This window comes from Mucilaginibacter sp. NFX135 (assembly GCF_048565145.1).
In the GTDB taxonomy this organism is placed as follows: domain Bacteria; phylum Bacteroidota; class Bacteroidia; order Sphingobacteriales; family Sphingobacteriaceae; genus Mucilaginibacter.
This window is the reverse complement of record NZ_CP183412.1, coordinates 4,774,705-4,799,696: the sequence shown is the minus strand read 5'-3', so window position 1 is coordinate 4,799,696 and position 24,992 is coordinate 4,774,705. Positions and strand designations below refer to the sequence as shown.

Annotated in this window: 28 protein-coding genes and 1 tRNA gene; 15 read left to right on the top strand and 14 right to left on the bottom strand. The window is 41.6% G+C overall.

What is annotated here, in order from left to right; genetic code table 11:
* Positions 1-80 precede the first annotated feature (80 nt).
* The 6 genes from ACNURT_RS20035 (at position 81) to ACNURT_RS20010 (ending at position 4,520) form a co-directional block, all read left to right on the top strand.
* A complete protein-coding gene (locus tag ACNURT_RS20035; protein ID WP_419699234.1) occupies positions 81-1,058 on the top strand; it encodes an amidohydrolase family protein in 978 nt (325 codons plus the stop codon).
* Positions 1,059-1,529: 471 nt separating this feature from the next.
* Entirely contained in the window at positions 1,530-2,147 is a 618-nt protein-coding gene (recR, locus tag ACNURT_RS20030) for a recombination mediator RecR (RefSeq protein ID WP_419699233.1), read from the top strand.
* 3 nt (positions 2,148-2,150) lie between these two features.
* Positions 2,151-2,984 carry a glycosyltransferase family 2 protein gene (locus tag ACNURT_RS20025; protein WP_370999334.1) on the top strand — a complete coding sequence of 278 codons (834 nt, stop codon included), beginning with the start codon at positions 2,151-2,153 and terminating at the stop codon, positions 2,982-2,984.
* Entirely contained in the window at positions 2,971-3,786 is an 816-nt protein-coding gene (locus tag ACNURT_RS20020) for an SDR family oxidoreductase (RefSeq protein WP_419699232.1), read from the top strand. The genes ACNURT_RS20025 and ACNURT_RS20020 overlap by 14 nt, the downstream gene beginning before the upstream one ends.
* An 83-nt stretch (positions 3,787-3,869) precedes the next feature.
* Entirely contained in the window at positions 3,870-4,034 is a 165-nt protein-coding gene (locus ACNURT_RS20015; RefSeq protein WP_419699231.1) for a hypothetical protein, read from the top strand.
* A 3-nt stretch (positions 4,035-4,037) separates the two neighbouring features.
* On the top strand, positions 4,038-4,520 hold the full coding sequence (locus ACNURT_RS20010) for a nucleotidyltransferase (protein ID WP_419699230.1): 483 nt from the start codon (positions 4,038-4,040) through the stop codon (positions 4,518-4,520).
* Here the strand turns inward: ACNURT_RS20010 and ACNURT_RS20005 are convergent.
* A complete protein-coding gene (locus tag ACNURT_RS20005; protein ID WP_419699229.1) occupies positions 4,517-5,479 on the bottom strand; it encodes an ion channel in 963 nt (320 codons plus the stop codon). The two genes, ACNURT_RS20010 and ACNURT_RS20005, sit on opposite strands and share 4 nt — an antisense overlap.
* 287 nt (positions 5,480-5,766) lie before the next feature.
* Here ACNURT_RS20005 and trpD point away from each other — a divergent pair, with 287 nt between their 5' ends.
* The 4 genes from trpD to trpA all read left to right on the top strand — a co-directional run bounded on the left by trpD (position 5,767) and on the right by trpA (position 9,451).
* Positions 5,767-6,756, top strand: a complete 990-nt coding sequence (gene trpD, locus ACNURT_RS20000; RefSeq protein WP_419699228.1) for an anthranilate phosphoribosyltransferase — start codon at positions 5,767-5,769, stop codon at positions 6,754-6,756.
* 2 nt (positions 6,757-6,758) lie between these two features.
* On the top strand, positions 6,759-7,403 hold the full coding sequence (locus tag ACNURT_RS19995) for a phosphoribosylanthranilate isomerase (RefSeq protein ID WP_419699227.1): 645 nt from the start codon (positions 6,759-6,761) through the stop codon (positions 7,401-7,403).
* On the top strand, positions 7,387-8,568 hold the full coding sequence (trpB, locus tag ACNURT_RS19990; RefSeq protein WP_419699226.1) for a tryptophan synthase subunit beta: 1,182 nt from the start codon (positions 7,387-7,389) through the stop codon (positions 8,566-8,568). Before ACNURT_RS19995 ends, trpB begins: the two co-directional genes overlap by 17 nt.
* A 112-nt stretch (positions 8,569-8,680) precedes the next feature.
* A complete protein-coding gene (gene trpA / locus ACNURT_RS19985) occupies positions 8,681-9,451 on the top strand; it encodes a tryptophan synthase subunit alpha (protein WP_419702138.1) in 771 nt (256 codons plus the stop codon).
* A gap of 92 nt (positions 9,452-9,543) precedes the next feature.
* On the opposite strand, the gene ACNURT_RS19980 is transcribed toward trpA, so the two are convergent.
* Both ACNURT_RS19980 and ACNURT_RS19975 read right to left on the bottom strand, forming a co-directional pair.
* On the bottom strand, positions 9,544-10,164 hold the full coding sequence (locus ACNURT_RS19980; RefSeq protein ID WP_419699225.1) for an L-threonylcarbamoyladenylate synthase: 621 nt from the start codon (positions 10,162-10,164) through the stop codon (positions 9,544-9,546).
* A 597-nt stretch (positions 10,165-10,761) separates the two neighbouring features.
* On the bottom strand, positions 10,762-11,304 hold the full coding sequence (locus ACNURT_RS19975; RefSeq protein WP_370998932.1) for a YceI family protein: 543 nt from the start codon (positions 11,302-11,304) through the stop codon (positions 10,762-10,764).
* Between the two features lie 163 nt (positions 11,305-11,467).
* On the opposite strand from ACNURT_RS19975, the gene ACNURT_RS19970 reads away from it, so the two are divergent.
* Entirely contained in the window at positions 11,468-13,108 is a 1,641-nt protein-coding gene (locus ACNURT_RS19970; RefSeq protein WP_419699224.1) for an FMN-binding glutamate synthase family protein, read from the top strand.
* Positions 13,109-13,395: 287 nt separating this feature from the next.
* On the opposite strand, the gene mgtE is transcribed toward ACNURT_RS19970, so the two are convergent.
* Positions 13,396-14,766 carry a magnesium transporter gene (mgtE, locus tag ACNURT_RS19965; RefSeq protein ID WP_370998930.1) on the bottom strand — a complete coding sequence of 457 codons (1,371 nt, stop codon included), beginning with the start codon at positions 14,764-14,766 and terminating at the stop codon, positions 13,396-13,398.
* Between the two features lie 253 nt (positions 14,767-15,019).
* On the opposite strand from mgtE, the gene ychF reads away from it, so the two are divergent.
* Positions 15,020-16,123: a redox-regulated ATPase YchF gene (gene ychF, locus ACNURT_RS19960; protein ID WP_370998929.1), complete on the top strand. Its 1,104-nt coding sequence runs from the start codon at positions 15,020-15,022 to the stop codon at positions 16,121-16,123.
* Between the two features lie 36 nt (positions 16,124-16,159).
* A complete protein-coding gene (locus ACNURT_RS19955; protein ID WP_419699223.1) occupies positions 16,160-16,615 on the top strand; it encodes a nuclear transport factor 2 family protein in 456 nt (151 codons plus the stop codon).
* 190 nt (positions 16,616-16,805) lie between these two features.
* On the opposite strand, the gene ACNURT_RS19950 is transcribed toward ACNURT_RS19955, so the two are convergent.
* Complete coding sequence (locus ACNURT_RS19950; RefSeq protein WP_419699222.1) at positions 16,806-18,236, bottom strand: MATE family efflux transporter; 1,431 nt, start codon at positions 18,234-18,236, stop codon at positions 16,806-16,808.
* A gap of 355 nt (positions 18,237-18,591) precedes the next feature.
* Between ACNURT_RS19950 and ACNURT_RS19945 the strand changes: the two genes are divergently transcribed.
* Positions 18,592-18,810: a hypothetical protein gene (locus ACNURT_RS19945; protein ID WP_419699221.1), complete on the top strand. Its 219-nt coding sequence runs from the start codon at positions 18,592-18,594 to the stop codon at positions 18,808-18,810.
* Between the two features lie 46 nt (positions 18,811-18,856).
* On the opposite strand, the gene ACNURT_RS19940 is transcribed toward ACNURT_RS19945, so the two are convergent.
* The 6 genes from ACNURT_RS19940 to ACNURT_RS19915 all read right to left on the bottom strand — a co-directional run bounded on the left by ACNURT_RS19940 (position 18,857) and on the right by ACNURT_RS19915 (position 21,897).
* A tRNA-Arg gene (locus ACNURT_RS19940) sits at positions 18,857-18,928 on the bottom strand.
* A 144-nt stretch (positions 18,929-19,072) separates the two neighbouring features.
* Positions 19,073-19,468 (bottom strand): hypothetical protein, encoded by a 396-nt coding sequence (locus ACNURT_RS19935; protein ID WP_419699220.1) that lies wholly within the window; start codon positions 19,466-19,468, stop codon positions 19,073-19,075.
* Between the two features lie 62 nt (positions 19,469-19,530).
* Positions 19,531-19,971 (bottom strand): hypothetical protein, encoded by a 441-nt coding sequence (locus tag ACNURT_RS19930; RefSeq protein ID WP_419699219.1) that lies wholly within the window; start codon positions 19,969-19,971, stop codon positions 19,531-19,533.
* Positions 19,971-20,180 carry a hypothetical protein gene (locus tag ACNURT_RS19925; RefSeq protein ID WP_419699218.1) on the bottom strand — a complete coding sequence of 70 codons (210 nt, stop codon included), beginning with the start codon at positions 20,178-20,180 and terminating at the stop codon, positions 19,971-19,973. Before ACNURT_RS19925 ends, ACNURT_RS19930 begins: the two co-directional genes overlap by 1 nt.
* 81 nt (positions 20,181-20,261) lie before the next feature.
* Complete coding sequence (locus ACNURT_RS19920) at positions 20,262-21,065, bottom strand: helix-turn-helix domain-containing protein (RefSeq protein WP_419699217.1); 804 nt, start codon at positions 21,063-21,065, stop codon at positions 20,262-20,264.
* 19 nt (positions 21,066-21,084) lie between these two features.
* Positions 21,085-21,897 (bottom strand): oxidoreductase, encoded by an 813-nt coding sequence (locus ACNURT_RS19915; protein WP_419699216.1) that lies wholly within the window; start codon positions 21,895-21,897, stop codon positions 21,085-21,087.
* Positions 21,898-22,083: 186 nt separating this feature from the next.
* On the opposite strand from ACNURT_RS19915, the gene ACNURT_RS19910 reads away from it, so the two are divergent.
* A complete protein-coding gene (locus ACNURT_RS19910; RefSeq protein ID WP_419699215.1) occupies positions 22,084-22,839 on the top strand; it encodes a hypothetical protein in 756 nt (251 codons plus the stop codon).
* Between the two features lie 15 nt (positions 22,840-22,854).
* Here the strand turns inward: ACNURT_RS19910 and ACNURT_RS19905 are convergent, their stop codons facing one another.
* The 3 genes from ACNURT_RS19905 to ACNURT_RS19895 all read right to left on the bottom strand — a co-directional run bounded on the left by ACNURT_RS19905 (position 22,855) and on the right by ACNURT_RS19895 (position 24,834).
* Positions 22,855-23,253, bottom strand: coding sequence for a response regulator (locus ACNURT_RS19905; RefSeq protein WP_419699214.1), 399 nt, complete (start codon positions 23,251-23,253; stop codon positions 22,855-22,857).
* An 80-nt stretch (positions 23,254-23,333) separates the two neighbouring features.
* On the bottom strand, positions 23,334-23,942 hold the full coding sequence (locus ACNURT_RS19900) for a TetR/AcrR family transcriptional regulator (protein WP_419699213.1): 609 nt from the start codon (positions 23,940-23,942) through the stop codon (positions 23,334-23,336).
* A 145-nt stretch (positions 23,943-24,087) separates the two neighbouring features.
* Positions 24,088-24,834 carry an SDR family oxidoreductase gene (locus ACNURT_RS19895; RefSeq protein ID WP_419699212.1) on the bottom strand — a complete coding sequence of 249 codons (747 nt, stop codon included), beginning with the start codon at positions 24,832-24,834 and terminating at the stop codon, positions 24,088-24,090.
* Between the last annotated feature and the right edge of the window lie 158 nt (positions 24,835-24,992).

Sequence of the window (24,992 nt, the reverse complement as noted above, 5' to 3'; positions counted from 1 at the left end):
AACAAAATCTGATAAACAGAAACCGGGCATGGAGATTAAGAAATTACGGGTTTACAAAACGGTTTTAATGAGTGATAGTTATGCTTGAGTTTGAACATTTCCCCAAAATAGACGCGCATTTTCACTCTACTTTTTATGATCCGGTGTATGAACAAATAGCGAACGACTATCACTTGAAATACATTAACATCAATACAGATGCGAGTGTTTTTCCGCCAATGGAAGTGCAGGAAAGCGTGGCTTTATCCTATATAAAAAAAGCACCCGCACATTTTGCTTACATAGCCAGTTTTGAGATGAAAGGATGGCAGCATCCAAATTGGTTTAAGGAGGTATCAAATGGACTGAAAAGATCAATTGACCAGGGAGCAGTGGGTGTTAAGATCTGGAAAAATATTGGTATGGAGGTTTTAAAATCAGATGATAAGTCATTTTTAATGATCGACGACCAGTTTTTTGATCCGCTTTTTCTTTTTTTAAGTGAAAATAAAATTCCGGTACTTACCCATCTGGGAGAACCCAGGAATTGCTGGCTTCCCCTTGAAGAAATGACGTCTGAACGAAACAAAGCATATTATACCCAAAATCCGGAATTTCATGCTTATTTACATCCGGAAATCCCTTCCTATGAAACGCAGATAGCGGCAAGAGATCATTTAATGGTGAAATATCCGGAGCTGACATTAGTTGGCGCTCATTTGGGGAGTTTGGAATGGAGTTATGAAGAGCTTGCCAAACGTTTTGACCAATACAGTAACTTTTATGTTGATTTATCTTCGCGCTTAGGGCATTTGCAAATGCAGTCTGTTAAGGACTACGATGGGGTACGTAATTTTTTCATTAAATATGCCGATCGTATCATGTATGGTACGGATGCCTATAATAACCCCGAGAAACTAATAAGCTCCCTGATCAACGACTGGCAGTATTTTACAACAAATAAATATGGTGAATCTGCAGAAGTAAAAGGCATTTTTAAGGGAATCGATTTACCCGAAGACGTACTCTACCAGCTTTATTATGCCAATGCAAAAAGGATATATCCAGCCTTGAATTGAAATAAAAAAGGAACTCAAAAGCTATCTGACAAATAATACAAAAAAATCCGTATATTTATAAAATCACCAGCCCGGTTACCTTGCAAAAAGGGTAACCGGGCTGTTTAGTTAAGAGAAAACCAAGCCAAAAACCGACCGTTTGGTATGTAGCCATTTGACAATCAATAAATCAATACTTTTTAAAGTTTTTAAAACTGCTCAAAACCGTGTTGAAATTTGTTAAAAAGTGTTAAAATGGATGGTTTTGAATGAATTTTCGAACGTTTTTGCCCTTGTTTTGGCCAGAAAAGTGTTAAAATTTGAGGTTTAAAAAGTTTTGGAGCCCTTATTTTAACAAAAGGCAGTGCCGGTCTGGTAGCTCTCGAAGAATTTGAACGCGGAATATTACACCCCAAATATCCCCACTTTAAAAGTAGAACTAAGGATGTACCCGGTTTTTCTGAATTGCGGGTTATTCATTAACTTCGTGCTATGAATTTTTCGTCCAAATTGCTGGAGAATGCCGTTGCCGAATTTGCCAAACTGCCGGGAGTAGGACAAAAAACCGCCCTGCGCCTGGTACTGCATTTATTGAATCAGGATAAGCAGGATGTGGAGCAGTTTAGCAAGGCTATCAGTAAGTTACGCAACGAGATACAGTTTTGCAGCGTTTGCCATAACATCTCAGACCAATCGGTATGCGAGATCTGCTCGTCGCATAAACGCGATCATAGCCTGATATGCGTAGTAGAGGATACCCGTGATGTAATGGCTATTGAAAACACCAACCAGTACAACGGTGTATATCATGTACTGGGCGGCCTGATATCGCCTATGGACGGCATCGGGCCATCAGATCTGCAGGTGGATACTTTAATAGAACGGTTGAAGGCAAATGAAACTAAAGAGATCATTTTTGCCCTCAGCGCCACTATGGAAGGGGATACTACTTTGTTCTATCTTCATAAAAGAGTAAAAAACTTTAATATTACTATCTCCACCATTGCCCGTGGCATAGCTTTTGGAGGTGAGTTGGAGTACGTTGATGAAATTACCCTCGGGCGATCTATCGCTACACGTGTTCCGTATGAAAACTCACTGACAAAGTAAAAAATGAAACTATCGGTTATCATTGTTAATTATAATACCTGCAACATGCTCCGACTGGCACTTAACTCTGTGGTAAGAGCCGCCCAGGACATCGTGAATGAGGTTTTTGTGGTTGATAATGGTTCAACCGACCGGTCGTTGGCAATGGTGCAGGAAGAGTTTCCGGAAGTAAAGGTGATAGCCAATACCACAAATGGGGGTATGGCCAAAGCCTATAACCAGGCCCTAAAACTGGTTTCGGGAGAGTATATTTTAATGGTCAATGCGGATACTATTACAGGCAAAAAGACCATAGAGAAAACACTGGAGTTTATGGATGCGCATGCCGATTCCGGTGGACTTGGCGTTCGTATGATCACACCTGATGGTAGTTTCCTGAAAGAGTCGAAACATGGCTTTACTAAACCCTGGGGCATATTTTTTAAACTGACCGGGCTGGCTAAGTATTTTTCAAAATCGCGCCTGACTGATGTTCTGCGTAAAGACTGGGTAGAAGAGTTTCAAACTTCTGAAACCGATGTGCTGAATGGCGCTTTTATGCTGTACCGCAAAGAAGCCCTTGACCTGGCGGGTGTACTCGATGAGCGTTTCCATATTTATGGATATGATATTGACCTGTCATACAGGGTAAGGCTTACGGGGTTTAAAAACTACTATTTTCCAAAAACGTATATCATCAACTTTAATACAAGGGGTAAAGCTAAATTTAGCTGTGCTTATATCAGGGAATTTTATGGGGCTATGATTATATTCGCCACCAAATACTTGTTTAAGGTGCCCGAAATAAAAGTGGAGGGCTTACCGCAGCTTTACCCTCCATCGTATGAAGTTGAATAATAAAACCATTATCATCACCGGCGCCTCATCGGGCATTGGCAAATCATTGGCTATTGAATGTGCTAAACGCGGGGCAAATATAGTACTGGCTGCCCGTCAGTATGTTACCCTTTGCGAAATAGCACAGGATCTGGAAAAGCAATATAGTATTAAAGCTCTTGCCGTGCAATGCGATGTAGCCGTTGAGGAGGATTGCGCTCATCTGATCAAACAAACACTAACCACATTTGGTAAAATAGATGTATTGATCAACAATGCGGGCATCTCTATGCGGGCCTTGTTTCAGGATGCTGATCTGAAAGTATTAAAAAGTCTGATGGATGTTAATTTCTGGGGAACGGTATACTGTACCAAATATGCCTTGCCCGAAATCTTGAAAACCCAGGGCAGCATAGTGGGCATATCATCCATAGCCGGGTATAAAGGTCTGCCCGGCCGCACAGGCTACTCGGCCTCTAAATTCGCGATGAACGGTTTTTTAGATTCGTTGCGGGTTGAGAATTTAAAAACAGGGGTTCATGTGCTTACGGCTTGTCCTGGGTTTACGGCGTCAAACATCCGCAATACCGCTTTGGCAAAAGATGGTAGTCAGCAAGGTGAAAGTTCTATGGACGAGAATAAGATGATGAGCAGCGAAGAAGTTGCCCGGATCATTGCTGATGGCATCGAAAACCGTTCACGTACCCTCATCATGACCACACAGGGTAAGCTAACCGTAGCCATTAGCAAATTTCTGCCGGCATTTTTGGACAAGATGGTGTATAATGTTTTCGCGAAAGAGAAAAATCCGTTGCTGAAATAACTCATCAATTTATTGAGCTATTTCCTGATTGAGGCTCTGCATCCATATTGTTTATTGGTGACATTTTGTTTAAATTTGATAGTATGGAAAAGGCTAAACAGGTTTTTAGTGAAGCTGAGATACGGCTTTTAAAAGAGGGTTTAAAACGCACTTATAAAGAGCGCTTTCAAATGACCACCCGTTTATATAAAATTCAACAGACTCTGAGCAAAGCATCTATTTTACATAAACCCTTTATCAGCAAATAATTAGTGGATGTTTTTGATGAGGACATATTAAGTTTTTGGAAATCTCTCCAAAACCATCAGGTGCAATATATTCTAATTGGTGGATACGCCATAAATATGCACGGTTATCAACGTTTTACAGGTGATTTAGATATCTGGTTAAAAGATGATCTATCAAATCGGCAACAACTTCGAAAAGTTTTTATAGAGTGTAATATCGGTGACTATCCGATGATAGAAGATATGCAATTTTTAGCCGGGTGGACAGATTTTCATCTGAATAACAATCTTCGATTAGATATTCTTACAGAAATGAAAGGGCTTGAAAATTATTCATTTGATGAATGCCTGCAAATGGCTTCTATTGCAGAAATTGATGGTATAATGATCCCCTTCCTCCATATAAATCAATTAATTGAGAATAAAAGAGTCATCAATCGGCCAAAAGATCAAATAGATGTAATGGCACTTGAAGAAATAAAAAAACTCAGGGAGAATGAAAGCTAAGTTGGGTATTGAGCCGACGAAACCTTCTCAAAATCATTGATCTTATCCAGGTGCAATACAACCCGACCATCCTCATCACGGTCAAATGTGGGTTTAAATTTGGCATCCCATACCATATCCTTATAAGTATAGGTAGTACGGGAGTGGATGGTTTGCGAAAAGGTATCGTCAAATATTCTGAGCAGTACCGAGAAAACTACCTGGGCTTTCTCAAAGTCTTCCCGTGTAAAATCTTTCAGCGGACTATCGTCATCAATGGGATGTACTACAGTCCAGTTGATGGATAATATACTTACCGCTTTACGCTCCAGCATCAACTGATAAAATTTACGCTCTGTTTTGCCATTTACCTCTTCGTTATAAGAAAAATTAACTTCTATATGCAAATCAATCAATACATTGTGTCTTGCATTGGCCAGTCGGAACATGAGGCCGGTTTTATCTCCTCTGTAAGGGGCCACAAGAATATTTTCGCTGTATTTGATCTTGGCGGTAGGTTTTGAAAAACGGCCGTAAAGTAAACCTGTAGCTAAAGCAAAGGCCAATAAGCCCATCATGGACTCCAACGCCGCCACGCTGTTGGCCGCCATCCCTTGCGGACTGATATGCCCGTAGCCAACAGTAGATATGGTTTGTGCCGAAAAAAAGAAGGCATCCATAAAGTGATCAAAAAACGTAGTACCACTTTTGCCGTCCAGACTATTTGGTCCAAGGGCAACGTATATACAGGCAAAGATGATATTGGCCACCAAATAACCACTTAAAACAACCAGCCAAAATTTTGTCCAGCTCATATTAATGAGGCTCTGGTAGCTGTTTAACCGGTTAAAGAAGGGGAGGCCTGTACGTTTTACGTTGATAGATCCGTCTTTATTAATTACCGGCTGACTTTTTATAACCGGCTGTGTGCCAAAGCCAAGATCGTCTTCCGGGTTTACTTTTCGTGTATTATGGTTCATTTGAAGTGTAAGCTTTTCGGCTTTTGCGTAAATTTATCATTCTGTTTGCTTTTAGTAAAAACTATTTCCATATTTGTGGCACAAATGAAAATGATAGTATTAAACAATAACTGGTGGTGGCTTAACGATTAATCGTAAGGCAATTCCGTTTTTTGTTTTTTAACATAATATTCAGAAGGGTTGCCATAAGGTAACCCTTTTTTTATTCCCCCAGGCCTCTAAAAGAGGAGCATAAGGGGAAAAGTAATTAACCATTAAAAAATTCCCCCTTTAGGGGGTTAGGGGGCATGAAACAGATACTAAATCATCTTTTTGAACACAAAACCTTTACCAGGGAAGCTTCAAAAAATATTTTGATAAACATTGCACAGGGACAATATAACACCTCGCAAATGGCAGCTTTTATGACGGCTTATTGCATGCGCAGTATTACTGTTGATGAGCTGGAAGGTTTTCGCGATGCGATGCTGGAGCTTTGTTTGCCTATCGACCTGGAAACCGGTCAACTGATAGATCTTTGCGGTACCGGTGGCGATGGTAAGGATACTTTCAATATATCAACGCTGGCATCATTTGTAGTGGCCGGTGCGGGCTATAAAGTAGCCAAGCATGGTAATTATGGGGTATCATCGGGTTGTGGTTCATCCAATGTAATAGAATACCTGGGTTATCAGTTCACCAATGATGCCGATAAGTTAAAAACGAGTATCGATAAAGCCAATATCTGCTTTTTACACGCGCCCTTGTTTCACCCGGCCATGAAAACAGTAGCCCCTATACGTCGTGAATTGGGGGTGAAAACATTTTTTAATATGTTAGGCCCCTTGGTTAATCCTGCTAAGCCAGAGAATCAGCTGGTGGGCGTATTTAACCTCGAGCTTGCGAGGGTTTATGCCTATCTATATCAAAAATCAACCACCAAATACACCATCGTGAATGCGCTGGAAGGCTATGACGAGATTTCGCTCACCTGCGATTTCAAAACATTCTCTGCCGAAGGCGAAAAGATCAATACAGTAGAAAGCCTGGGTTTCGAGAAATTGGACCCCAAACAAATAACCGGTGGGGATACTGTAGCTGCATCAGCTAAAATATTTACTGATGTACTTAACAATCAGGGCACATTTGCCCAGAATAATGTGGTGTTATCTAACGCGGCGCTCGCTATCAAAACCATCACTCCTGAAAAAAGCTTTGCCGATTGCTATTATGAAGCAGAGGAAGCCTTGTTGAATGAGAAAGCGTTAAATAGTTTTAATCTTTTATTGATGAACTAAGCATGAGGATCAAAGTTTGTGGCCTAAAGCAACCAGAAAACATCAAAGCCGTAGCCGCCTTAAAACCGGATTACATGGGCTTTATTTGCTATGGGCCATCGCCACGCTTTATCAGTGCGTTGTCTGCAGATGCACTGGCAACAATACCTGCATCTATCCACAAAACCGGGGTTTTTGTAAATGAAACTGCCGAAACCATCAACGCGCTGATTGAGCGGTATGGTTTTGATACGATACAGCTGCACGGCGATGAAAGCCCGGAATTTGCTGATGCTTTTAAAGGCAGGGTAACCGTTATAAAAGCGTTTGGGATTGATAATGACTTTGATTTCAGCAAACTTATTGCTTACGTCAACAAAGTTGATTATTTGATGTTCGATACAAAAACCACTATTTATGGCGGCTCTGGTAAAGTATTTAACTGGGATATTTTGAATAAATATACATTGGATACTCCCTTCTTTTTATCTGGCGGCATAAGTCTGGATAATATAGAGGAAGTGAAAAATATAACACATCCGCAATTTTACGCGGTTGACTTGAACAGCCGATTTGAAGACGAGCCAGGCTTGAAAAATATCCAGAAACTGGAAAAAGCATTTGATATCATCAAAAAACACACTATTACAGATGAAATACGGAGTTAACGAACATGGTTACTATGGCGATTTTGGCGGAGCGTATATCCCCGAAATGCTGTACCCAAACGTCGAAGAACTAAGGCAGCAATACCTTACCATCATCAATGATCCCGGCTTTAAGGCGGAGTTTGATGATTTGCTGAAAAATTATGTAGGCAGGCCATCTCCGCTGTATCATGCCAAAAGGTATTCGGAAAAATATGGCGCTAACATATTTTTTAAGCGTGAAGATCTGAACCATACAGGCTCTCACAAGATCAACAATGCCATTGGGCAGATACTACTGGCCAAACGCCTGGGCAAAAAACGTATCATTGCCGAAACTGGCGCAGGTCAGCATGGTGTGGCAACTGCTACGGTATGCGCCCTGATGGGTATTGAATGCGTGGTATACATGGGCGAAATTGATATGGCCCGCCAGGCACCCAACGTTTCCCGTATGAAAATGCTGGGTGCTACGGTAAGACCAGCATCATCGGGCAGTAAAACACTCAAAGATGCCACCAACGAAGCCCTGCGCGACTGGATAGCCAACCCGGTTGATACTCATTACATTATCGGCTCGGTGGTTGGCCCGTATCCTTATCCGGATATGGTGGCCCGTTTTCAATCGATCATATCCGAAGAAACCAAAAAACAACTCGCAGAACATACAGGTAAAGAATTACCCGAGTACGTACTGGCCTGTGTGGGTGGCGGCAGTAATGCCATGGGGATGTTTTATCATTTTTTGGATGACGAACAGGTGAAACTGGTAGCTGTTGAAGCAGCAGGTAAAGGCGTGGACAGCGGTCATTCAGCTGCTACAACCTTCCTCGGCCATGAAGGCGTTCTGCATGGCAGCCGCACCATACTGATGCAAACACCCGACGGACAAGTGGTTGAACCATATTCCATTTCGGCAGGCTTGGATTATCCGGGAATTGGTCCGCAGCATGCGCATTTGTATAAAATAAACCGTGCCTTGTATGTGAGTGTTACCGATGACGAAGCCATGAAGGCCGGTTTACTTTGCTCACAAATGGAAGGTATTATCCCTGCCATCGAATCATCACACGCGCTGGCACAGCTCGAAAAAATGAAATTTAATTCAACTGATAACGTCGTGATCTGCCTGTCGGGCCGTGGCGATAAAGATCTGGATACATTTATTAAATATTTCGGTTATTAAATTAGTTCATGGATAATAGTTCATGGATCATAGCAAAAACAATGTGCAACCGTCAACTATAAAACCAATCATTACCATGAACAATGAACCATCAACTATAAGCTACACCACAATGAACCGCCTTAACCAGCTTTTTGCATCAAAGAAAGATAACCTATTATCTATATACTATACTGCGGGTCATCCTGCTTTGAACACCACAGTTGATATTGCTGAGGCTTTGGAAAAAGCGGGTGCTGATTTCCTGGAAGTAGGTTTCCCATACTCCGACCCTGTAGCTGATGGGCCAACTATACAACACAGTTCTGAACAAGCGCTGGAAAACGGGATGACCCTCAACCAACTATTTGAGGAACTTACCGAATTGCGCAAACGGGTTACCATTCCAATTTTGCTGATGGGTTATTTTAACCCTATTGCACAATACGGCGTTGAGCATTTCTGCAAAAAAGCGGCTGAACTGGGTGTGGATGGCGTTATTGTACCTGACCTGCCCATGTATGAGTACGAAGCCTTGTATTCGACTCATTTTATCAATAATAACCTGAGTAATATATTCCTGGTTACACCGCAAACGTCACCAGATCGAATTCGTAAAATTGATGAACTGAGCAATAGTTTTATTTACCTGCTGTCGTCGTCGTCTATAACAGGTGGTAGTCTGCAGCTTACCAATAGTATTGAGGATTACTACAAGCGCATTAAAGCCATGGAGCTTAAAAATCCAACCATCATTGGTTTTGGCATCTCAGACAATGCAACCTTCAAAAAAGCCTGTGAATATGCCAATGGCGCCATTGTAGGCAGTAAATTTGTAAAGCTGCTGGCTGAAGATGGTTATATGGAAAAGATACCAGCGTTTATACAGAATATACGACCATAGAGTGATCAAGGATTTTTGGAGCAAGGATCAAGGACTTTCTTTTCATGCGTTTGTCTTTGTTCCAAAAATCTTTGTTCTTTGCTCTCCAAAAACTATAAATACAACTCCAGATCTCCTTTACCTTCACGGATGATCTCGAAATCGCCTTCGGTACAGTCAACTACGGTAGAGGCGATATTGTCGCCATAACCACCATCTATCACGATATCAACCAGGTCCTCATATTTCTCATAGATCAGTTCCGGGTCAGTTGAGTATTCAATAATATCATCATCATCTTTAATAGAGGTAGATAGGATCGGATTACCCAGAACCCGCACGATCTCACGTGCTATCTCATTATTCGGCACCCTGATACCCACTGTTTTTTTATTGGAGCTCAATAGCTTGGGCACCATATGGCTGGCATTAAATATAAAGGTAAACGGCCCCGGTAAGGCCTTTTTAAGCACCCTGAAGGTAGTATTGTCAATCGGTTTGATATAATCAGATATATGGCTCAGATCATAGCATATGAAGGAGAAATTAGCCTTTTCGGGTTTGATGTTCCTGATCTTGCAGATGGCTTCAATGGCTTTATGATTGGTGATATCGCAACCCAGGCCGTAAACGGTATCGGTAGGGTATATGATGAGGCCACCTTTGCGTAATACTTCAACCACCTGCTCTATAGCTTTAGGGTTAGGATTTTCGGGATATATTTTAATAAGCATGATTGTATAACAAATATACTTATAAGTTGGTTTAAAATGGGGGTGTTAAATATCAGCAAGCAGATTTTAATATTTGGCTAATGAAAACTTTTTAAACCTCAAATTTTAACACTTTTCTGGCCAAAACAGGAAAAAAACCGTTCATAAATTCATTCAAAACCATCGATTTTAACACTTTTTAACAAATTTCAACGCGGTTTTGAGCAGTTTTAAAAACTTTAAAAGGTATTAATTTAAAAACATGTCAGGCGATCGATTTTGATCAGACTTTGTCATTAACTAAACAGCCCGGCTCTCTGATAAAAAGAGAACCGGCTGGTGTTTGTATAAAGACACCATGCACTAAGTGTTCTGCATGCTAATTAACCCTTCCTGTGGGATCCTGAAACAAGTTCAGGATGACCTCTGTTTTTATTGATCTATTAGAATCCCGTTAATCCTTTAATCGTGTCAACAAAAAAAGTCACTTGCCTTTGGCAAGTGACTTTTTCATCATCATCGTATTTTAACCTGTTGAGTGTTTTAATAAACCGGGTTGTTACCTGGGCAACAACGCCGGCTTTTAAATGTTAAAACACAGCAACAGTATTAAAACAATTAAGCTTGTTTGGTTAGCTGTAGGTTGATGAGCAATTTAATGTCTTCGCCAACTACAACCGAGCCTGCTTCGGTTACGCCATCCCAGGTTAAACCAAACTCTTTACGGTTTATTTTACCGGTGATTTCAAAACCAGCTTTGGTGTTGCCATAAAAATCGGCTGCTGAGCCACCAAATTCAGCTTTAAGGGTTACCGGTTTGGTTACGTCCTTTATGGTCAGATCACCTTTCAATTCATATTCATCATCATCGGTTTTGGTTAATGAGGTTGATTTGAAGCTGATCTTTGGATATTTTTCAGCGTCAAAAAATTCGCCGCCTTTTAAATGCTCATCACGTTGAGTCTGGTTGGTGTCGATGCTATCGATATCTAATGTAAAATCTACTTCGGCATTGTCAAAATCATCGCCTTCGGTAATTACTTCGCCGCCAAAGCTTTTGAAAAAACCACTTACGGTTGATATAACTAAGTGTTTTACTTTAAATTGTACTTCTGAATGCATAGGGTCAATAACCCATTTTGTTGCTGTTTCTGTTGCCATGATTTTTTTATTTGTTTTGTTGAGTCAAAGATAATAACAAATTAGATGTTTAAACATCTAATTTCATTTCATTACAATTCGCCGACAATCAAGTACAAGTTTAACCATACAATTGCGCTAATGTTTAACTTTAGGAGTTATTTTTATATTAAATAATCTATTTATGAAGAAGCTTTTCATTATCTCGTTCTTTGTGATTTTTGCCGCGCTCACCGGGTGGACAATACTATGGAAACCAGCCGCCTGGTCGTTCGTAATCATGGTACCTATATATGCGATAGGTTTTTATGACCTGGTTCAAAAAAAGCACAGCATTGTACGCAATTACCCCGTGTTTGGTCACCTGCGCTTTCTGATGGAAGACTTGCGACCCAAAATATACCAGTATTTTATTGAGAGCGATACTAATGGTACGCCCTTTAACCGCCAAAACCGCAGCGTGATATATCAGCGTGCTAAAAAAGTTGATGATACCCGTCCCTTTGGTACCGAACTGGATGTGTATGAAGATGGTTACGAATGGCTTAATCACAGTATAGCGGCGATTGATCACCATAAACTTGATCTGTCGCCAAGGGTAAAGGTAGGCGGGCCCGATTGTAAGCAGCCTTATATGGCCAGTGTTTATAATATATCGGCTATGAGCTTTGGTTCGTTGAGCGAGAACGCTATCCTTGCCCTGAACGGCGGCGCCAAACTGGGCAATTTCGCGCATAATACCGGCGAAGGTGGTCTGAGTGATTATCACCTAAAACCCGGCGGCGATATTATATGGCAAATAGGAACCGGCTATTTCAGCTGCCGCCATACCGATGGTACTATTGATTATGATGCCTTTGCCCAACGCGCCGTTTTGCCGCAGGTAAAAATGATCGAGATCAAACTGTCGCAGGGAGCTAAACCTGGTCATGGCGGTATATTGCCCGCTGCTAAGGTTACGCCCGAAATTGCGCGGATCAGGTTGGTGGAGATGGGGCAGGACGTGGTATCGCCGCCATACCATACCGCGTTTAGTGATCCTATAGGCTTAACACAGTTTATTAAAAAACTACGCGAGCTATCGGGTGGTAAGCCTATCGGTTTTAAGCTTTGTGTTGGTCATAAGAGCGAGTTTCTGGCGATATGCAAGGCTATGGTTAAAACGGGCATCTATCCCGATTTTATTACCGTAGATGGGGGCGAAGGGGGTACCGGAGCGGCACCCCTTGAATTCTCCAACTCGGTAGGTATGCCGCTGCGCGAAGCCCTGGCTTTTATTTATGATGCCTTAACCGGTTTCGACATTAAAAAATATATCAAGATCATCGCTTCCGGCAAGGTAGCTACCGGGTTCGACCTGGTAAAGAATTTTGCCCTGGGTGCCGATATGTGCAACAGTGCCCGCGGAATGATGTTTGCGCTGGGTTGCATACAGGCGCTGGAATGTAATATGAATACCTGCCCCACCGGTGTAGCCACCCAGGATAGAAGCCTGATGCGCGGCCTGGTGGTTGATGATAAAAAGATACGGGTAGCCAATTTTCATAATCAAACGGTAAGCAGCGCCATACAAATGATTGGTGCCGCCGGTCTCGTAAAACCTTGCGACCTGCACCGTATGTTTATCTATCGCCGTATTAACCACAGCCAGATTCAAACCTACGGAGAGTTGTTCCCTTACATCCCTAAAGGCAGTTTGCTTAATACGCCATACCCATCAAGCTTTGAGCTGGATATGGCCATCGGCAACGAAGATAGCTTTGTGCCCGATTACAGCAACGTTACCAATATTGATTACAGCAATGTAAGTTCATACATGAGTTAGGTGGTGAGTGGTGAGTGGTGAGTGGTGAGTGGTGAGTGGTGAGTGGTGAGTGGTGAGTGGTGAGTGGTGAGTGGTGAGTGAGCATTATGTTAAGCCGGATGCCCCAGGCACAACAACCCAACGCGTCATTGCGAGGGACGAAGCAATCTCTATGCTATACAGAGCAAATAGAATTGCATAACCAACCTGTCTGAGTAGAGATTGCTTCGTACTTCGCAATGACGCGTTAATCTTAATAATCGTCACTCAACTGGAGCTGAGCGAGGGTGATAATAATTAATCAGCCATTACAGCATCACACCCTTCATGATCATTACGGCGATGCTAAAGTAAATGATGAGTCCGGTAACATCCACCAGGGTAGCCACAAATGGCGCAGAGGATGTAGCAGGGTCAGCTCCTAATTTTTTCAGGATAAGCGGTAACATGGAGCCTGCCAATGATCCCCACAATACAACACCAACCAGGGCACAACCTACTGTTAAGCCTACCAATATCCAGTGCGGTCCGTAAATGGGCGAAAACATGGTCCAGATGTAAATACGCATAAATCCTATTAATCCAAGCGTTAGGCCCAGCATTAAGCCAGACAACAGCTCGCGGCGCATTACCCGCCACCAATCGGTAACAGTAACTTCGCCCAGGGCCATGGCCTGAATGATGAGGGTAGAGGCCTGCGAACCGCTGTTGCCACCGCTTGATATAATCAATGGGATAAACAGGGCCAGTACCACAGCCTTTTCAATTGATTTTTCAAAAAATCCCATGGCGGTAGCAGTCAGCATTTCGCCCAGGAACAAAATGATCAACCAGCCAACCCGCTTTTTAACCAGCAGGAACAGGTTAATATCCAGGTATGGTTCATCCAAAGCTTCGGTACCACCTATCTTCTGGATATCCTCGGTATATTCTTCGTTGGCTATCCACAAAATATCGTCGACCGTTACAATACCCAGTAATATATGCTCATTATCAACCACAGGCAGGGCCACGCGGTTATTCATCCTGAATATGTTAATGGCTTCTTCCTGCGGATCGCTGGCGCTGAGGGATATCAGGCGCCCATCCATCAGGTCGCTTACTTTGGTTTCGGGTTTAACTAATAATATCTCCCGTATCCTGATGTCGTCAAGTAGCACGCCATTTTCATCTATTACATAGATCACATCAATGGTTTCGGAGTTTTTACCGTAACGGCGTATGTGGGATAATACACGGGTAACATCCCAGGTTTTCTTAACGGCAATATAGTCGGGGGTCATCAAACGGCCAACACTATCTTCTTCGTAACCTAATAAAGAGAGTGCTTCTTTGCGGTCATCAGGCGACAGGTGCAGGATCAACGTTTTAACAGCATCGCCATGCAATTCGCTAAAAAGGGCGGTACGATCATCAGGAGGCAGGGCGTTGATCAGGTCGGCTACTTTTTGACCGGATAGTTTTTTGATGATCCGTTCCTGGGTAGGGGAATCCAATATCCGGAAAACGTTAACAGCGCGGTTAAGCGACAGGGTTTCAATAAACCGGGGGCCATGTTCGGGGAGTTCACCTATCAGCTCTTCAACGTCCGATATATTTAGGTTGTTCAAATATTCCTTTAATTGTTTATTGTTTTCCTGCTCCAGCAACAATTCTATTTGTTCAACCATTTCGTTCATAAGTGTCCCCCTGTTGTTTACATGTTATTATTAATCTGTTTCGCCTTATTTTGACGCTGGCAAAAGTCGTTTATTTTTTCAAATTATAGGCAAAATTTTGTGTTATCTTTGCGCGAATTTTAATTAGTTGTCTGAATCAGAATTAACTCCGTTGAGGGCTACGTCGTTTTCAGAATTAAAGAATCGACAGAATTTGATTTTAGGACTTCATATTTAGAATTTAGAGTTTAGAATTTACTGTTTATAATAAAATATGGGTTTACAATGTGGAATAGTGGGTTTACCAAACGTAGGTAAATCAACACTTTTTAATTGCTTATCAAACGCCAAAGCGCAGGCGGCTAACTTTCCGTTCTGTACTATTGAACCAAATGTAGGTGTAATTACGGTACCGGATGAACGTTTAACCAAACTTACCGAAATAGTACAACCCAAAAGCATTGTACCCAACGTTATTGAAATTGTTGATATAGCCGGCTTGGTTAAAGGCGCCAGCAAAGGCGAGGGTCTGGGTAACCAGTTTTTGGGTAACATTCGTGCCACCAACGCTATTATCCATGTACTGCGCTGCTTTGATAACGATAATGTAATACACGTTGATGGTTCCGTTGACCCGATACGCGACAAAGAGATCATTGATACCGAATTGCAACTGAAAGATCTGGAATCGATAGAGAAAAAGATCCAGAAAGTTGAAAAAATGGCTAAAACCGGAGGCGACAAGGAAGCAAAAAAAACCTTTGATGTTTTAACCGTTTACAAAGAGCATATGCTGGCAGGTAAATCAGCCCGTACCGCTCCTGTTGCCGAAGAGGATAAAGAATATGTTGCCGACCTGTGGCTGCTTACCGCCAAGCCTGTAATGTATGTTTGTAATGTTGATGAAGGTTCGGTAAATACAGGCAATGCTTATGTGGAGAAAGTAAAAGCTGCCGTTAAAGAAGAGAACGCCGAGGTATTGGTGATATCGGCCCAGATAGAATCGGAGATAGCACAACTGGAAACTTATGAGGAACGCCAGATGTTTCTGGATGATCTGGGGTTGACAGAATCGGGTGTAAACAAACTGATCAAAGCCGCCTATAAACTGCTTAACCTGGCTACTTACTTTACCGCCGGTGTACAGGAAGTACGTGCCTGGACAATTACGCAGGGCTTTACAGCACCACAGGCCGCAGGAGTGATCCATACCGATTTTGAGAAAGGATTTATCCGCGCCGAGGTGATCAAGTATGATGATTTTGTAAAGTTTAACGGCTCCGAAGCGGTTATCAAAGAAAACGGCAAGCTGGCCATTGAAGGAAAAACCTATATTGTACAGGACGGTGATATTATGCATTTCAGATTTAACGTTTAACATTATATTTGTTAAACACCAAATTTGAAAACCCTTATGAAAAGATCTTTTTTATTAAAAGCCCTGCTTTGTTTCGGGGCAGTCTTCCTGCTACACATGGATAAGCCCTTTGCTCAAAACGCCAAACTGATTACAGAGGTAACACAAGCTACCGAGCAATTGCGCAAAGCCATGGTTGATGCCGATACCGTTACGCTTAAAAATTTAGTATCGGACGAAGTAACCTATGGCCATTCAAGCGGCAAGCTTCAAACTAAAAAAGAATTTATAAGTGATCTTGCTACCGGAGCCTCCGATTTTGTGTCTATAGACCTGACTGACCAAAACGTTAAAGTGGTAGGAAATACCGCTACTGTGCGTCATATACTTACTGCGGCTACCAATGATAAAGGAAAGGGTCCGGGTACGGTAAAGCTGGGTATATTACTGGTATGGATTAAAAATAAAGGGCAATGGCAATTGCTGGCCCGTCAGGCAGTAAAGGTGCCATAAGAAGTCGGGAAGTCCGGCAAGTCCGAAAGTCAGTAAAGTCCGAAAGTTTGGAGATGTAACACCTCAAACTTTCGGACTTTACTTTTTTACTTATATCCTCTGAACTTTACTGTCTTTCGGACTTCCCGGCTTTATTTTATGCCTCTATCTTTCGGACTTTCCGGACTTCCCGACTTCCGGACTTTCTATCTTAAACCTTGATCTTTTTCCATCTGCCGCGTTTAAATAAAATATAGGCCCCCAGGGTAAGCCCCACTTCGGCAACGGGGATGGAAATAAAAACACCTGTTGGCCCCATTTCAAAATATTTGGCCAGTAAATAAGCAAAGGGGATCTGGAATACCCAAAAAGTAAATAAGTTGATCTTGGTAGGTGTCCAGGTATCGCCGGCACCATTGAAAGCGCTGGTTAAAATCATACCCATTCCATAAATAATAAAGCCCCCGCTTAAAATTTGTAAAGAGCGGGTTGCTATCTTTATAACGGCCTTGTCTTCGGTAAAAAAGGAAGCGAATAAATGCCCGCAGGTTAAAAACAAGATGCTTACAACGCCCAGGAATACCATGGTGTATCTAATGGTTTGAAATACCGATTTTTCGGCCCTGTCTACATGGCCTGCGCCCAGGTTTTGTCCTACCAGCGTGGCGGCCGCGTTGCTTAATCCCCAGGCCGGCAACAGGAAGAACATCATTAATCTTAAAGAGGTTTGATATCCTGCAGAACCAGCTTCACCGCCGGTAGTGGCTACCAGTTCGGCCAGGAATATCCAGCTGCAACTGGCTATTACAAACTGTAAAATACCCGGCGCTGCAATTTTAATAATGGCTTTGATCTGCTGCCAGTCGGGTACAAAATAGCTTAACCTTATTTTTAGGATATTTTTCCCGTTAAATAAATTATATACCTGGTAGCTAACACCTAAGCCTCTGCCTATAGTAGTAGCAATAGCAGCACCGGTTAAGCCAAATGCCGGAATAGGGCCTAAACCTCTGATAAAAAGAGGGCAGAGGATGATGTTGGCTATATTGGCTATCCACAAGCTGCGCATAGCGATGGCGGCATTACCGGCCCCTCTGAAAATACCATTGATGAGAAACAGCATCACGATAATGATACTACCGCCCATCATAATGCGAACAAAGTTGGTTCCATGGTCGGCGGTTTCGGCAGAAGCGCCCATCAGCAGCAGGATGTCCCGGGCGTGTGTTAACCCTATAATACTGATGGTAAGGTTTATTACTACCGCAATGATAATGGTTTGCATGCCAGCTTTGGATGCCGCCTCGGGATCTTTTTCGCCTATGCGACGAGCCACTACCGCTGTAGCCGCCATACTCAGGCCAATAGCCAATGAATATATCACGGTTAATACCGACTCGGTTAAGCCAACCGTTTGAATGGCAAGGCTGCTGTTTTTCAAATGCCCCACAAAATACAGATCGACCAGGGCAAATACAGATTCCATAGCCATTTCCAGCATCATGGGAATGGCTAACAAAATAATGGCTCTTTTAATGCTGATAGAGGTCAGGTCAACTTCGGCGCCTTTAAGAGATTGTTTTAAAATAGAGAAAAAAGAAGATACTTTACTTTTAGGTTTGGGTTGAATTGTCTCTAACATAATTATACAGGATTATAAGGATAAAAGGGAATAGATGTTTAACCATCAATATGAAACCTTTTGGTTACAAATATAGGGAAGGCTTTTGGTTAGTCAAGTATTATTAAAAAATTATAACAGCCCTTACGTCAGGAATATCCAAAACGTTACCAAACGAATAGAATCAGGTAAGCAAATAAGTAATAAATAGCACAAAAAATATAAGCTTTAAGGCTGTATAGATGTTTTATTACGGAAAATGTTAAAAACGCTTTAATTGGTTAAGAAAGTAGAAAAAATAGCAAATACGCATCAAAAACCGGGTAAAAATCGTTAAATTAACAACACCAATTGATACCTTATTTGTAATACTATTATGGATACATTAGTTACTTATATGTTCCAGATCACAGTAGCCTTTATGATCATACAGGTATGTATTCCTATTGCAATCATCATAAAAACCAGGCCCAAAAACAAAGCAAAGTATAGCAGCTTAACACCGCTTGAAATAGAAGAAATGGAGCATCAGCATTTTCTCCAGGAGGTAGATGCCATTTTAAACATGAATCACATTTCGCATTGCGAAGAATGAGCTTTACAAAGATAAAAGCCTCTTAAATTTATTTAAGAGGCTTTTGTGCTCCCGACGAGATTCGAACTCATATCGATGGTACCGGAAACCATAATTCTATCCGTTGAACTACGGGAGCATTTGCTGCAAAGATATACATTCAATTGTTTTATTCACGATGGATTATGTAAAAATTGGATTATGCCTTTATCAAACGTGTGCCTGTGTTGTTTATTAAACGATCACATGATTTTTATTATTCTGTTCCATGCAAATCAAGGGCTTACCTTTTCTTAACCAGTTTTGACGCGATAAAAGCAAACAAGCCCTGCACCAGGCCCGAGGCTATGCCAATTACAACACCTATAACAGCCAGGGCCACCTGCGGTGGAATATGATATGGGTTACCGTTATACATGGCAGCTTCCGGCGCGTGACCTGCTGCATAGCTTTTATAAAAAATGGCATGTGCGCTGATGATCCATACACAGTTCATCAGGCTAAGGCAAAAGCCATTGGTAAAATACATTTGTGTACAGTTTTTGGCGATAAGATAGGCGCAGATAATAAAAATAACCGGCCATATAGCTCCCTCAATATTACTCGGAATAAAAAAAGCTGTAGCAATGCCCATCACGAGGCCAAACATCGAAAGTTTAAAGATCAGGCTCCAGTTCATATAAAGGTTTTTAGGATTGCTTTTATAAAGCTATCCAAAACAAACAGAAAAACAAATAAGGCCTAAAATTGTGGAAGCATGAATGATATGCCCAGCATTAACGTTGATAGAAGGATCATAAATAATACAAATGTCTTAATATGCTTTAAAGTACGGCCTTCTTTCAATAGTAAATTCCGGAATGGCTCGGATATCAAAAGCGTAAGGGATACCAACAGCATAAAACATAATCCCAGGTGCATACCGATGAATGGAACTTTATTATTCTGAAATGAATGAACGAAATTGGGTAGAAACAAGAGATTCCAGATCACTACAATAGCGATGATTGCCGGAATTTTCATGGCGAAACCACCTTTTTCCTGCATCGCGGTAATGACGGTATCCTCATAAACAGGTAAGCGTTCCTTATTGTCTAAAAAGCCCGTTTGCTGTATTTGTTGCAATACAGAATCTGCACTGCCAGACGAGTTAAAAATGACGGTTGAAGAGTATCCCTTCACTATATGATGAATACGGATACCGCTTGAAAAAAAGCCCCCCCAGTAACGGTTATGGATACCACATCGGCTGACCGGAAACGTAAATTTCCAAATAAGGAAATATTAAGTTCGAGTTCATTTTTGCTAACCCGGAGGGTAGCAAACGGCCATGTGGCACTCATGAGGCCATACGTGGCGCCACCTGTGAGTTCAAATTCGGTTAAGGTCATTTAATAACTATGATAAGCAGGATAAAACTATCAAAACAAATCAGTAAAAAGCACAATTTGCAAGATAATTTTAAACCTGGCTTACACTCGTGAAGGTACTATTCCAAATGCCTTTTTGAAAGTGTATGAAAAGTGTGAGAGGTTCTCGAAACCTACATCAAGATATACTGCTGATGGTTTCTGGCCTTTTTCCCTGATGAGGTAATAGGCTTCATTCAATCGTTTTTGTTGCAGCCATTGTCCTGGCGGCATGCGAAATACTTTTTCAAAATCACGTTTAAAGCTGGCCAGGCTACGGCCTGTGAGTTTGGCAAACTGGGCTGCAGGTACATTGAACATGTAATTTTGGTTCATGAAAGCTTCCAGGTCTATCTTGTAAGGCTCGGTGAAATCAAAAAGAAAATCATAAAAATCCGGATTAAAATTCAGGAGCAGCTCAACCGCTTCTTTGGTTTTTAGCTCGGCCATGTTATCAGTGGCTCTTTCCGGATGATCAAAATAAGGTATTAAAGAGTCGAAATAACCTTTGATGAAGGGATCCGGCTTTAGTATGTGAATGTGACTTCCGGTGTATGGTTTGGCTGGCGCAAGTTTATGCTCCGTGCTATATCTGCGCAGAAACCGCTGGTCTAAAAATATATTGATCGATTTAAATTCGCCCGTCAGTCCCGGTACCTTTTCCGACTTCACCAACTGGTTTCTGCGTAAAAGCCCAATGGTACCAGCGCTAAATATCCGCGTGCCTTCGCTGGTTTTCTGATGTGTTTCGCCTGATATAATGTACCCGAAAGCATGTTCGGGTACAAATGACTCGTTAGCGCGTTGTTTTTTATCAATGCAGGAGTAGAGCAGATTGTTGAACAATATGTGGCTTTTGTCTTCCATTGTCAATTTAAAGATACAATTACTTCAGCTGGCTCAGCAACATTTTATCAAATGTACGGTCAGACAGTATTTTTCGCATGAATAATGCCGGGCCAGCCATATAACCACCATGGTAGCGTGTTTTAGGTTGTTTGGCGGCTATGGCTTTCCTTACCAGGTCGACAATAACTATCGGATCAGCATTTTTTTCATTCGCTTTTTTGGCGATAGCGGAAAATTGTCTGGCCAAATTACTATAAGCGGTATCACCCGAAATTTTGAGCAGGTTATCCATCGCTATGCTGCTCCATTCAGATTTTACGCCACCGGGTTCAATCACTACCACGTTAATACCAAATTGCTTTACTTCATTTCGCAGGCTATCACTCAGAGCTTCCAGAGCAAACTTGCTGGCGTGGTACCAACCCCCCAGAGCCGCGGCAAACTTACCGCCAATGGATGATATATTAATGATTGTGCCAGAACCCTGTTTGCGCATGTGTGGTAATACCAATTGCGTTAAATGTGCCGCGCCAAAAACATTTACTTCCATCTGGTAACGTGCATTGTCAATGGGTACATCCTCAACAGCTCCGTATGACCCGAACCCGGCATTATTGATCAGTACATCAATACCACCTTCGGCTTTTACTATGGTTTCAATCCCGGCAACCATGGAAGCCTCGTCAGTTACATCCATGGCTAATATCTTTACACCTAATGGTTTAAGGTCGTTCATTTTCTCGGTACGACGAGCCGCACCATAAACTATATGACCATCCTGCGCCAGGTGCCTGGCCATTTCTTTACCCATACCGGCAGACGCGCCGGTTATTAATATGATCTTTTTCATTTTTTCTTTGCTCTGTTAATTACAAAACAAAGATGGTTGTAAAAGCAGGGGCGTAGGTTTGTTGAGTAGCTCAAGTTTGCTTTGGTGTGAAGCTCAAAAGCAAGAGCTCGTTTTATCGTAAAACAGAATGCAGAAATTATAGAAAAGAGGTTTATATTTAAATTAAGCAAAACCACGAGTTAAGTGATGTGCAAAAGCATTTATCAATTGATATGGAAAAGTTCGCTGATCGTAATGCTACTAAGTTTTTTCAGTGAAACAAGCTATGCTCAGGTGAAATTTGGCGGACAAATATTTGAGAATAACACCAAAATACCGCTTTCGGGAATTAGCGTAGAAAACTTAAATACTCACTTGAAGCAAATTTCAGCCTCTGACGGAAGCTTTGCCATTAACGCGAAGATTGGTGATCTGCTATCTTTTTCGTCGCCTTATTATCAGCCGGATACTATTTATATTATAAATTTAAATTATCTGAAGATCTACCTTAATTTAAAGGCTAAAGTGCTCAATGAAGTTAAAGTAACCTCTTCAGAAATAAAAGCCGGATCGTTGAAGGCGGCTCCATCTAAAGGGCCATTTAATAGTGAAACAGTATTGTATCAAACAGATGCTGCCGGTCGTCCCATAGGGGGGATCAAAATTATGGTGCACGACTGGAATAAAAATGAAAATAGAAGAAGAAGAGAGCAGCAATTTCTTCTTGATGAAGAGAAAAAGGTGCAAATTGCAAAAGTTTTCAGTCCTGAAAACATTCAAAACTATTTGCCCATCAGAAATCAGGAGCTAAAAAACTTCATCACCCTTTATATTCCCGATATTAAGACCTATAATAGCCACGGATTTAATCTGTTAGATTATTTAACCTCCAGTTATAAGGACTTTCTCAAAATCCCGGCTGAACAACGACAGTCAGAAGATTTTTTGATGATTAATAAATAGTATAAGCAGGATCGGCTAAAAATCACAATCGGCATGTTCCACATCATTGCCGGCTTTGAGGAAACAAGCTTTGATGGTATCCGTTATGTCGGAAAGATTAAAAGGTTTGGCAATAAAGGCATCGGAGCCATAATTACCTAAGGATTCCAGTACCCGGGGATAGGCCGATACCATGATCACGGGGATATGGCATGTTTCGGGTGTGGTTTTAAGTATGTGGCAAAGTTCGCCGCCGTTTATCCCGAATAATATGTAATCCAGAATGACCATATCGGCATTGAAACTGATAGCTGCCTTGCATATGTCATCAGTAAAATTAATTACGCGGACTTCGTAGCCCTCCATCTCGAGCGCTTCTTTCATCACATCAAGTACATCCTCGCTATCATCAAGGATTAAGATTTTTTTAGGCATATTATTAAATTGGTACTCTTTATAACGTTGAGTTAACAACTTTTGTTTTTTGCTCTTAAATTATTGCTGTAATAATTAGGTTACAGGTTTGTTTTAAGCCGCGTGATAATAGCATCCACTGTTTTTAATACCTTGTCCAGACTGGTCGGGGTGTTGGTTACCTTGGCTATCATAATGCCTCCTTCAATAAGGGCGATTATAGAAAGCGCTGTTTGGGCCACGTCGATACCTGTTTTAAATTCACCGGCAGCTATGCCGCCCTCTATCAGTTCCTCAATTCTTTTTTTCCAGTTAATAACTACCTGGGCTGCTTTTTCTTTTAATACGGGGTTAGTATCATCGGCATCAACTGCCGTATTTAATATAGGGCAACCACCCTCCGGAAAACTTGCGGCGTTAAATCTATGGTAAACCTGGGCGTAAACCATCAGCTTATCATGATAGGTAGAGGCCTGATCAATGAGATGCCTGGTTTGCCTGCGCACTTTTGCAGTGTTGTACTCAAACGCAGCTACAGCAACTTCCTCCTTATTTTTAAAATTACCATATATACTACCCTTGGTAAGCCCTGTAGCCTCGGTAAGGTCCGATAACGAAGTACCGGCATATCCTTTTTTATTAAAGATACCGGCGGTTTTTTCTACAATGAACTGGCGTGTTCTCGCAGCTTTTGATAATTCCGTTTCCATTACACAAATGTACCAATTGGTATTTTAATATTATAATTTGATGAATGATGATCAGGTAAAGGGGGTTTATTAAGTTTTGTAAAAAGGAACGAAGCAAGATTCACCTCGTTCCTTGTAAAAATGGCACGCGTTTTTAATTTATGAATTAACTGGCACGGCCATGTAATACTTTTAACGCTTCGGCAGGTGATGACAGGTAAAGTTGGTAAAATTGCTCGGTGCCGGCTACCCTGATCTCATAGTTGTCGGTTTCCAGCGCGGCTAAAAACTCATCGGCAACCTGCGATGGTTTGATGCCCAGATGACCGTTAATTTCGGTAGAGAATTCCGTATCAACTAAGGGGGGCATCAATTCAAACACCTTAACGTTTGTGTCCTCCAAAGCAACCCTTAATGCCTGGGTATAAGAGTGCAGCGCGGCTTTACTGGCAGAATAAGTAGCAGTTACCTTACCTGGTAAAAAAGCTACTATTGATGATACGTTTACGATAGCTGCCTCTGTTTGTTTTTTAAGTAATGGCAATAATTTTTCGTTAAGCCTGATAATAGACAGGTAGTTGGTGTGCATTTCAATACTTGCTCTTTCAAAAGTATCTGTATTGTTAAGCAGATCACTTAAACCTGCCGCGGCGCCAGCATTATTGATCACGATATTAAGCTTTGGAAAGTCGCTGAGTAATTTGGTTACCAGATTTTCCACATCGGCAGCGTTTGATATATCAGCGCTAATAGCAGTAACATTTTGTAATTGAGCGGCAGCTTTTTGCAAACGCTCGGGGTTACGGCCAACAATAATAACGTGATTGTTTTTGGCAGATAGTTGTTTGGCTATTTCAAATCCTATACCAGCGCTTCCGCCGGTTATGAGTACTGTGTTCTGTGAGGTTTTCATTTTGTTTTTATGTTGATGATTAATTTCAACAAGACAAAAATATACCAATTGGTATATTTTTGCAATAGTCAAAACTCATCCTTGTGTCATCATTTTAGTAATGGAATTTACCTGGAAAAATAAGGCCTGTTATTTACTTATAACAGGCCGGTATATAA